General features: G+C 67.3%; 9 protein-coding genes and 1 pseudogene. 5 read left to right on the top strand and 5 right to left on the bottom strand.

Annotated elements, in window-relative coordinates; all coding sequences use genetic code 11:
- The first annotated feature begins 224 nt into the window (after window positions 1-224).
- Window positions 225-608, top strand: coding sequence for a GIY-YIG nuclease family protein (locus EJK15_RS78260; protein WP_420847182.1), 384 nt, complete (start codon window positions 225-227; stop codon window positions 606-608).
- 17 nt (window positions 609-625) lie between these two features.
- Window positions 626-811, top strand: a pseudogene (locus tag EJK15_RS78265) (IS1634 family transposase); the annotation flags it as partial.
- Window positions 812-1,005: 194 nt separating this feature from the next.
- Here EJK15_RS78265 and EJK15_RS64265 read toward each other — a convergent pair.
- Genes EJK15_RS64265 through EJK15_RS64280 form a run of 4 tightly spaced genes read right to left on the bottom strand, consistent with a single transcriptional unit; the run spans window position 1,006 to window position 4,680 of the window.
- Window positions 1,006-2,145 (bottom strand): ABC transporter permease, encoded by a 1,140-nt coding sequence (locus EJK15_RS64265; protein WP_240778022.1) that lies wholly within the window; start codon window positions 2,143-2,145, stop codon window positions 1,006-1,008.
- 59 nt (window positions 2,146-2,204) lie between these two features.
- On the bottom strand, window positions 2,205-2,951 hold the full coding sequence (locus EJK15_RS64270) for an ABC transporter ATP-binding protein (protein WP_240778023.1): 747 nt from the start codon (window positions 2,949-2,951) through the stop codon (window positions 2,205-2,207).
- Window positions 2,948-4,081 carry a peptidoglycan-binding protein gene (locus EJK15_RS64275; protein ID WP_138720089.1) on the bottom strand — a complete coding sequence of 378 codons (1,134 nt, stop codon included), beginning with the start codon at window positions 4,079-4,081 and terminating at the stop codon, window positions 2,948-2,950. Before EJK15_RS64275 ends, EJK15_RS64270 begins: the two co-directional genes overlap by 4 nt.
- Window positions 4,078-4,680: a hypothetical protein gene (locus EJK15_RS64280; protein ID WP_138720090.1), complete on the bottom strand. Its 603-nt coding sequence runs from the start codon at window positions 4,678-4,680 to the stop codon at window positions 4,078-4,080. The genes EJK15_RS64275 and EJK15_RS64280 overlap by 4 nt, the downstream gene beginning before the upstream one ends.
- 246 nt (window positions 4,681-4,926) lie before the next feature.
- Between EJK15_RS64280 and EJK15_RS64285 the strand changes: the two genes are divergently transcribed.
- Window positions 4,927-5,580: a response regulator transcription factor gene (locus tag EJK15_RS64285; protein ID WP_138720091.1), complete on the top strand. Its 654-nt coding sequence runs from the start codon at window positions 4,927-4,929 to the stop codon at window positions 5,578-5,580.
- A 7-nt stretch (window positions 5,581-5,587) separates the two neighbouring features.
- Complete coding sequence (locus EJK15_RS64290; RefSeq protein ID WP_206062147.1) at window positions 5,588-6,877, top strand: sensor histidine kinase; 1,290 nt, start codon at window positions 5,588-5,590, stop codon at window positions 6,875-6,877.
- Window position 6,878: 1 nt separating this feature from the next.
- Here EJK15_RS64290 and EJK15_RS64295 read toward each other — a convergent pair whose 3' ends face one another.
- Window positions 6,879-7,562 carry a serine hydrolase domain-containing protein gene (locus EJK15_RS64295; RefSeq protein ID WP_171075326.1) on the bottom strand — a complete coding sequence of 228 codons (684 nt, stop codon included), beginning with the start codon at window positions 7,560-7,562 and terminating at the stop codon, window positions 6,879-6,881.
- A gap of 82 nt (window positions 7,563-7,644) precedes the next feature.
- Here EJK15_RS64295 and EJK15_RS64300 point away from each other — a divergent pair, with 82 nt between their 5' ends.
- Complete coding sequence (locus EJK15_RS64300) at window positions 7,645-9,240, top strand: alpha/beta hydrolase (protein ID WP_171075327.1); 1,596 nt, start codon at window positions 7,645-7,647, stop codon at window positions 9,238-9,240.
- Window positions 9,241-9,603: the final 363 nt, after the last annotated feature.

Genomic DNA, 9,603 nt, shown 5'->3' on the forward strand with positions numbered 1-9,603 from the left:
TTTGCCACCCTGTGGCTGCAAGGTGTTCTGCCTGCTGAACTTGGTAACGACGTACACACTGCCGCTCGGGCGGTCGCCGGCATGCTTTCCGGAGTCCGCTGACCCTTGGTCACCATTCGCTGGGGCTGAGACGAAACTGCACCTCAGCCGGGCAGGCGGCAGCGAACCCCGTCCGGTGATGGGGGATGGGGTTCAGATGAGCGGCCTGGAGTCAGGCTGCTTGGATGGCGGGCGCTGTGGACGTTGCTGTACGGAGATCAAAAGGGCCCAGTGCGCGGGTGTGTTGGCCGGCGCGCCCTGAACCCTGGGTCGCCGAGTCCGAGCTGATCGCTCAACTGGGCCTTCCGCTCAACCTGGATCAGAACAGGAAGCATGCCTTCCACCAGCACCTGAGCACTCTCCGGGCCTCCGTGCGGGCCCGCACCCGTGAATTTGCCATGACCTGCTCAGTTGCCCTCAACCCCGCGTTCCGCAGTTCGTGGGCACACGCGATCAGTTGGTGGGATGATTCTGCAGGTAGAAGCGTCGGACGCGGTGCGATCAAGGGTCGCGAGCTCGAAAACGTCGTAACACGACTTCGCGGAAGCGACTACACTGAGCTTGATTGACGTGATTCTCTGTAGTCATGTACTTGCGGTTCACCCGGCGCAGCAACGCTGATGGGTCGATTGTGCGGTATGTCGCGCTCGCCCATAATCGTCGGGTCGACGGCAGGGTTAAACCGGACATCTTGATGAACCTCGGCCGGGTCGACGCCCTGGATGTGGATGGTCTGCTGCGCCTGGCGGCATCGATTCGCAAGCATTTCGGCGACGATGAGCCACTCCGCGGGACTGGCGGCCCTCTTCAGCCGGCCCAGGAGCACCAGCCAACCCGCGACCCGGACGAAGGTCAGGTAGAGCAGACGCAACCCCATGAATCGCGATCATGCTAGCCAGAACACGAGCCGCAAACCCGCAGGTCAATCCGCTCGCCGAGTTCCCGGCACCCACAGGTTCGCCATGTTCAGACGGTTCTGAGGGCTTCGGTGGGTTGCATGCGGGCCGCGCGGAGGGCGGGGAGCAGGCCAGCGATGGCGCCGATCGCGATGGCGGCCCCGAGTCCACCCAACCAGGCGAGCGGCGGAATCACCGTGGCCCAGCCCTTGACCGCAGCGTAGATCGCTGTGGCGATCGCTCCCATCGCCACCCCGGCGGCGCCACCGAGGGCGGCAAGCAGGATCGCCTCAGACAGAAACTGCAGCCGAATGTGGCCCCTGGTAGCACCGAGAGAGCGCCGCAAGCCGATCTCGGAGCGGCGTTCCAGGACGGAGATGACCATGGTGTTGGCGACGCCGATGCCGCCGACGAGCAGGGCCACCGCGCCAAGCCCCAGGAACAGGCCATTGAGCGCGGACCGGGCCGCGGCGCGCGCCACCAGAGCAGCTGAGGGCCGGCTGACACTGACCTCCCCGGCATGCTCCGGGTTGGCGGTGGCCGCCAGCACCTTCTGGACGGCTTCGACCTGGTCGGTCTGGGCGCGCACGTAAACCGTGGAGGGGTGCCCGTCGAAGTGCAGGTACTTCCGCGCGGCCGGGTAGCCGATCAGCACCGAGGAGTCGATCTCGGGCGCCAGAGCCGCGGGATCGAGGATCCCCGCAACGTAGAACCACTGCCCGCCGACCCAGATGCGCGCGCCCGGGTGGATCCGGGCGATACCCAGGCGGCCGGCGGCGGCCGAGCCGAGCACGGCGACCGGCTGCTCGGCGGTGGCGGCGTTGAGATACCTGCCCTGAGCGACGGTCGCGCGCACCGCGGCGGGTAGGTCCAGGCTCGCGGCGTTGACCGTCAGAGCGTTGGTGTTGATGCTCGGGATGTACGGGTTGCGAAAGGCATCGGCTTTGGTCTTGCCGGTGTGCTGCACCGTTTCGACCGGGCCGATCCGGGCGATCATCGCCGGGGCGTCGTAGGGGAGCTTGGCGTCCGAGCCCCCCATGGTCTGGCCCGGAGCGATCGTCAGCAGGTTGGTGCCTAGCTTGTCAATCTCGGCCAGCAGGCCAGCCTGGGACGATGCGGACAAACCCATCACCGCCACCATCGCCGCCACCCCGATGGCGATGCCCAGCGCCGACAGGGCGGCCCGCATCCGCCGGGTGCGCAGCCCCACGACAGCGGTCCTGGCCAGGTCGGCCGGATGCAGCCGCCCCGGGACGGAAGCCGTGGAGGTCATGGAAGCCGCCTTTCTGATGAGGTGACGTCGGCGACGATGCGCCCGTCCAGGACCTCGATGCGGCGTGGCAGTCGATTGGCCAGCTCGCGGTCATGGGTGATCATGATGATGGTGGCGCCCTCGGCGTTGAGCTCGGTCAGCAGCGTGAAGATCGCAGCTCCTGAGACGCTGTCGAGGTTGCCGGTGGGCTCGTCGGCCAGCACGATCGCCGGGCCGCCGACCAGGGCCCGGGCGATCGCGACCCGCTGCCGTTCGCCGCCCGACAGTTGCGACGGGCGGTGGTCGACCCGGTGGCCGAGCCCGACCCGGGCCAGCGCCGCGGCCGCCGCCTCCATCCGCGCACCATGTCTGACGCCCGAATACAGCATCCCGTCGGCGACGTTCTCCAGGGCGGTGGCGTGCTCAGCCAGGAAGAACTGCTGGAAGACGAACCCGATCCGGGCGGCCCGCAGTCCCGCCAGAGCCCGGTCCGACATCGTGGCGACGTCGTCGCCGACGATCCGCACCGTGCCTGACGTGGGGCGGTCCAGGGTGCCCATCACCTGCAGCAACGTCGACTTGCCCGACCCCGATGGGCCCACGATCGCCACCAGCTCGCCCTGACGGACGGTGAAATTGGCCCTGTCCAGCGCCCGCACCGGCGTCGCCCCTGGGTAGATCTTGGTCACCTCGTCCAGTTGCAGGACCGGCTCACCGGCGGGCTGATCACGGGCCATCCACGTTTGCGCGTCCACGGCTGTCATGAGGCCGGCACCACGATGCTCTGACCGTCCGCCAGCCCATCACCGGTGACCTCGACCTTGCCCGCGCTGCCGTCGAACAGGCCCGGCTTCACCGGGATCAGGCGATGCGCGCCTCCGGCCTCGACGACCTCAACCGCGTATCCACCGCCGGCCAGTGCCAGCAGCGCGTTCACCGGCACCGACAGCACGTTCTTGACCGTGTCGGTCACGATGGACACCTGCACCGGCGCCTGATCCAGCCGTCCGGTCTGCTTCGGCTTCGATGGCGTGATCCGCACGTCGATGGTCGTGCTGTCGTCCGATTTCGTCGCCACCTTGCCCACCTCCGACACCACACCGGGGGCAGTCCGGCCGTTCGGCAGCGAGATGGTCACCTTGTCGCCGACCGCCACGTCGGACTGCTGACTCGCGCTCAGTGTGACGGTGACCTGCCGGGTCGTCGAGGAGGCATGCAGGATCACCCCGCCGGCCACCATCGAGCCACCGCGCACCTCGACGACCTTGGTGATCCTGATCTGCTTGGCGGGCACGAACACCGCCTGACCGAGCGTCAGCTGCCCCGTCTCGTCAAGGCCCACGTCGTCCTGCAGTTTCTCCAGGGCATAGTAGGTCTGCCGGCCGAAATAGTCCGAACCCGGGTCGAGCTCGTCCTTGGTGGCATATCCCAGGGCGACCAGCGCCGCGTTCAGCTGCCGGACATCGACGCCCTCCATCCCCCAGTACAGGTTCCGGTAGACCGGCACGATGCCGCTCAGCAGGACCACAGGCTTGCCGTCGACCCGGTACAGCACCCTGCCCTGACCTACCACCTGGCCAACGGCCGGCAGCCTGGTGACCGTACCCTCGGCTTTGTTGACCACCTGGTAGTCACCCGCATAGCCCAGCGTCCCGTTCTCCAGGGTCCGGGCGGACAAGGTCCCCCTCGTCACCCGCGCCAGCCCCGTCGAGGAGGCGCTCGGGATCGGCGTGGCCTTCGTCCGGACGCCGAACGGATCGGTGACGACGACCCCCACACCCGCCGCGACCAGGATCGCCACGACGAGCGCTGCCAGCCGGCCGCGCCCCCGACGGCGTTTCCCCCCGGCCGGGCGCATACCCACGTCGTCCGACGAGATCTGCGCAGCACTCACGACCCGTCCCCGGGGCCACGCTTGGTGATGTTCTGCGGCTGGTACTGCGAGCAGGCCGCCTCCGCCTTCTTGAACTGCGGCGAGTCGGGATCGACCGGACCGCCCTTGATCAGAGCCGGGAAGCCGCCGTTCGCGTCGGGGTCTGGGAACTTCGACACACCGTTCTCACGCATGCACGCGGCGTACTTGAGCTGGTCCGCCGAGGACCAGTTGTCTGGCGGTGACATCTGCTGCCCGTCGCCCGGCATGAACCGCTTGCACTTATTCTCCGCCGTTTTGAACTGCGGGGAATCGGGGTCGAGAGAGCCACCCGGTTTGAACGCGAGACCTTTTCCCGGCTCCGGGTCGGGGAAGTCGGCCAGGCCGTTCTCGCGCATGCACTTGGCGAAGGCCAGAGGGTCGGCCTTCCTGGTGGCGGCGGATGTCGACCTGGCCTGGGCTGTTACGGACGCCACGGTCTTGCCCGGTTCGCCGTCGCCGGAACAGGCCCCGGCGACCAGCGTGACCGCCGTCAGCAGGACGGCCATCGCGCCGGCCTGGTGCGGCCGCCGGCTCCTGCCCGCATTTCGATCAGCGCGACGGCCCGCGGTGCTCTGCATGTCGTTCTCCATTAACTGCTGGACTTCGGTAGGGGACCCTTTCTATGAGGGCAGGGGTTACGGCAGGGTTTCACCCCACAAGAGGGATTTTTCGTTCGATTAGCATGTAAAAGTCCCGCCCCGCTCGGGGCGAAGCAGTATTGCGGCCGGCCCAGACGCACAGCCGAGCAGGCGTAACCTTGCGGAAACCCTGACTCGGGCAGCCTGGGCACGGTCGTGTGTGGGGAATCGAAGAGGGGACGGCGCGTGCGCGTGCTCGTGGTGGAAGACGATGAGGAGACGGCACAGACGGTGGCCACAGGCCTGCGCCAGGCGCGGATGGCCGTGGACGTGGCGACCGACGGTCCTGGTGGGCTCGAACGCGCGTTGCACAACGACTACGACGTGATCGTCCTCGACCGGGACCTGCCAGGGATGCATGGCGACATCGTGTGCGCCGAGCTGATCGGGGCCGGCTGCCGCAGCCGGGTGCTGATGCTGACCGCCGCGGCGACGACGGAGGACCTGGTAGACGGGCTCGGCCTGGGAGCCGACGACTACCTCCCCAAACCGTTCGACTTCCCCGCGCTGGTCGCGCGCATCGGTGCGCTCGCGCGCCGGGCCCATCCGATCGTGCCGCCGGTGCTCCGCCATGGAGACCTCGTGGTGGACACCGCGCGGCGCACTGCCAGCCGAGGAGATCGGAAACTGGAGCTCGCGCCCAAGGAGTTCGGCGTCCTGGAGCTGCTGCTGGCCTCCGATGGCCGGGCAGTCTCGGCCGAGGAACTGCTCGAACGGGTATGGGACGAGGCCGCCGACCCGTTCACGAACACCGTGAAGGTCACCATCAGCCGGCTACGGACCAAGCTCGGGGATCCCCAGGTCATCGAGACCGTGGCCAGGCGCGGATACCGGATCTGAGCAACCCATGCCTGTCATCGCCCGGCTCACCGGCCACATGATCCTCCCCCACCTGCCGCGACGCACCGTCCGGTTGCGGCTGACCCTCCTCTACGGCGCCCTCTTCCTCATCTCCGGCACCGCTCTGCTGACGATCACCTACCTTCTGGTCCGGCACGCCGTCGACGGCCCGCCCACCCGGGCCGCAAGCTTCATTCCCGCCCCAGGCGGCCTCGATCCTCGAACGCCTGCCCCAGAGCCTGGCCAGGCGCGCTACCTCGAGATCCTCTCCGCCCAGATGCAGCAGACCATCGAACGTCAGAAATCCGACGTCCTGCAGCAGCTGCTCATCAATTCCGGGATCGCGCTCGCCCTCATGTCGGTGATCTCCATCGTGTTGGGCTGGATCGTGGCCGGCCGTATCCTGATCCGGCTGCGGAAGATCACCAGCGCCGCCCGCGACATCTCGGCCACCAACCTGCACCAGCGCCTGGCCATCGACGGCCCCGGCGACGAGCTCAAGGAACTGGGCGACACCTTCGACGGACTCCTCAGCAGGCTCGAGGCATCCTTCCAGGCCCAGCGCCAGTTCGTCGCCAACGCCTCCCACGAACTGCGCACGCCCCTGACCCGCCAGCGTGCCCTTGGCCAGGTCGCGCTGTCCGACCCCAACGCCACCATGGAGTCCCTGCGAACGGCTCACGAACGCATCCTCGCCGCCGGCACTCAGCAGGAACGGCTCATCGAGGCGCTCCTCACCCTGACCCGCGGCCACGCCGGCATCGAGGTCCGCAACCCCTTCGACCTGGCACAGCTCACCCGCGAGATCATCGACACCCGCCGCGCGGAAGCGGACTACCGGACCGTGACGATCCGACCTTCGATCTCCGCCGCCCTGGCGACGGGTCACCGGCCGCTCGCCGAACGCCTGGTCACCAACCTCGTCGATAACGCGATCCTGCACAACACACCCCACGGTCGCGTGGAGATCACCACCGGGACTGCAGACGGTCACGCCGTCCTCACCATCGCCAACACCGGTCCCCTCGTCCCGCCGGACGCCATCGACCAGCTCTTCCAGCCCTTCCAGCGGCTCGCCGGCACCCGCACGGAACTCGGCGAGAGGCTCGGCCTCGGCCTGTCCATCGTGCAGGCCATCGCAACCGCCCACGACGCCACCGTCACCACCAGCGCCAGGCCCGAGGGCGGCCTGACCATCACCGTCACCTTCCCCGCCAGTCACCCCAGCCCAGGACAGGGCCACCACACGAACTCCTCGGATGTCACCGGAGTCACGGCATCAAACCCGCGCCGCTGACTCATGCGGCGGGCCAGAAGATGCGCCTCAGCTCCCGACGGATCATCCTCGCACCCGCGTCGTAGTTGGACAGCGCGACGAGCGTGAGCCCCTGGTCGGGAAAGACGTCCATGAACGCTGAGATGCCGGGCCCGCCGCCGCCGTGGCCGTAGTTCAGCACGCCTTGCTCACTCTCCACCTGAAAAACATGGGCGTACGGCGTGCCGCCGGGACGCCCTGACCAGTCGTTGCCCCGCACCTCGAGCAGCGCGGCCTTGACGTCGGCGCCGACCAGCGTGTCCCGCATCAGGGCGTCGCCGAACCTGGCCAGGTCCTCGGCGCTGCAGTAGCCGCCGCCAGGTGCGCATCCCCGCCTGGGCAGGGTGTCGTCGTGCGGCCGCCTGGGCCCGGCGACGGCTCCCAGGGCGGTGAAGTTGGTGTATCCGACGGCTTCCTCGTCGAGTTCGTCGAAGGTGGGGAAGCCGCTGGAGCGCATGCCCGCGGGGTCGAAGACGTGCTCGCGGACGTAGTCGAAATACGAGCACCGCGCCTTCGCCTCGACGATCGCGCCCAGCACGACGAACCCGGAGTTGCTGTACTCGAACCTGGCGCCCGATCGGTGGTGGAGTTGCGGCTGCGGTATCCAGAAGAGGTGTCCGGCACACGGGGAGCCTATCGAGCGCGCATCTGCAGCAGGGCCGGCCATGGGGGCGCGCGACCGACGAAACGGTGCTGTAACCGTCGCCCCGATACACCTGTCGCCCATGGAAGAAGAAACCAATCGCACCATGACACGGCGATTGCCGAGGAATCCCGCGCTGAGTCGCGCCTCGAAGGACAGAAAGCGGCTCGCCACCGCCCTGATCGCGTGCGCGCTGACGCTGACGTCAGCTGTGATGGCGGCCGCCCCGGCGGCCGCCGAGTCCAGGACAAGCGAGCCCCGATCAAGCAAGATCAGATGGACGGCATGTAAGGACACCAACGACAAGAACGTCGAGTGCGCGACCATCAAGGTGCCGCTCGACTACTCCCGCCCCCGCGGCCAGACCATCGACATCGCCCTGGCCCGCCGCAAGGCCACCAAGCCCGGCTCCCGTATCGGTTCCATCCTCCTGGACCCCGGCGGTCCCGGCGTCCCCGGCACGTTCGACGTGAAGATCCGCGAGCATGTCTTCACCGAAGCCGTGAGCGAGCGCTTCGACGTGATCGGCTTCGACCCACGCGGCGTCGGCGACAGCACCCAGGTCAAGTGCGACAGCAAGCTGGTGCAGAAGGTGGCGACCGCCAGATCCCTGGCCGGCCGCAGCCAGGCTGACTTCAGCGCCCTGCGGCGGGCCAACGAGAAGCTCAGCCAGAACTGCCGCAAGCTCACCGGCCCGCTGTACGACCACGTCGACAACCTGCACGTCGTACGGGACATCGACGCCATCAGGGTGGCCCTCGGCGAGAAAAAGATCACCCAGGTCGGATATTCGTACGGGACTATGATGGGCCAGCAATACGCCGCGATGTTCCCCCAGCACGTCCGGGCGACCGTCAATGACGCCAACGTCGATCACAGCGCCACCTCTCTCTGGGACTTCGTCGCTGACGAGACCGCGGCGATGGAGAACAACTTCGTCCAGTTCGCCGACTGGTGCGACGAAACCTCCGACTGCGCCCTGTACGGCAAAGACACCAGGAAGATCTACGCTGAGCTGCGCAAGAGGGCCAAGAACGGAACCCTGCGCGGCCTGGACGGCAAACCCATGGACTCCGTCAAGCTGAACGAGATGGCCACGGGCGTCAACCTCCCCGAATTCTGGAAGGTCGTCGCCACCAGATTCAAGAACCTCCACGACGGCACCGTTTCGTCGGGGTCGCCCACGCCGCCACCGGCGCCGAAAACGCCCGCGGTCGTGAATCACTCCCGCCAGGCGATGTACTGCCAGGACTGGAACTTCCGGGTCAAGAACTACGCCGAGTTCAAAAGCAACCTCGCCAGACTGGCCAGGAAGTTCCCCATTGTCGAGTGGAACGCCAACGCCACCGAGGGCGTGTTGGACTGTGTGGGCTACAAGGGCAAGACCACCAACCCCCAGGTCCCTTTGACGGTCAAGGGTGCTCCACCGCTGGTCATGATCGGCACCGTCAACGACTTCATGGCCGTGTACCCGTGGTCCCAGAACGCCGCCAAGCAAAGTGGATCAACCCTCGTCACCTACGAAGGCTTCGGGCACACCATCTACCCGAAGACCGCCGCCTTCGGCCCGAGCAAATGCATCAATGACCTGATCGACGACTATCTCATCAACCTCAAGGTTCCGGCCAAGGGCACCAGGTGCCCAGGCATCGAAGTGCCGGGCGAAGGCAATCCGCCCGGCCCCCGCCAACCGACAGACTGAGCGACCGACCGGTCACCGTACCGATTCGTCGCACCTGACGCGACTGCGAAGCCCCCGCTGCCGGATGCACCCAACGTGCATCCGGCAGTTGGGCCATCCCGTTCGCCAACGTCCACCATCAGCACCCCCGCCAACGCCTCACCGGGGTGACGGCCGTCATTGCCTCCTCTCGAAGAGAGATTGAACTCTTACTTGCGTTTGCAAGAGGCAAGGCCGCGTCGTTAAGCGGTGAGAACGGGACTGTACGGTTTTCGGTGTAACTCCTGATCAAGGAGAACGCACCTGATGAGTACTGTGATCCAGGCATCGACGGAGATCGACCTGGAGGACACCGCGGTGGCACGCACGGAGCCCAAGGACGCA

Origin of the sequence: Nonomuraea basaltis, assembly GCF_005893125.1 — a bacterium.
Classification (GTDB): domain Bacteria; phylum Actinomycetota; class Actinomycetes; order Streptosporangiales; family Streptosporangiaceae; genus Nonomuraea; species Nonomuraea basaltis.

Excerpts from the sequence above, each read along its gene's own strand:
- EJK15_RS78260 (WP_420847182.1), top strand. The coding sequence starts at position 225 with ATGGCGGGCGCTGTGGACGTTGCTGTACGGAGATCAAAAGGGCCCAGT.
- EJK15_RS64270 (WP_240778023.1), bottom strand. The coding sequence starts at position 2,951 with ATGACAGCCGTGGACGCGCAAACGTGGATGGCCCGTGATCAGCCCGCC.
- EJK15_RS64280 (WP_138720090.1), bottom strand. The coding sequence starts at position 4,680 with ATGCAGAGCACCGCGGGCCGTCGCGCTGATCGAAATGCGGGCAGGAGC.
- EJK15_RS64290 (WP_206062147.1), top strand. The coding sequence starts at position 5,588 with ATGCCTGTCATCGCCCGGCTCACCGGCCACATGATCCTCCCCCACCTG.
- EJK15_RS64295 (WP_171075326.1), bottom strand. The coding sequence starts at position 7,562 with ATGGCCGGCCCTGCTGCAGATGCGCGCTCGATAGGCTCCCCGTGTGCC.
- EJK15_RS64300 (WP_171075327.1), top strand. The coding sequence starts at position 7,645 with ATGACACGGCGATTGCCGAGGAATCCCGCGCTGAGTCGCGCCTCGAAG.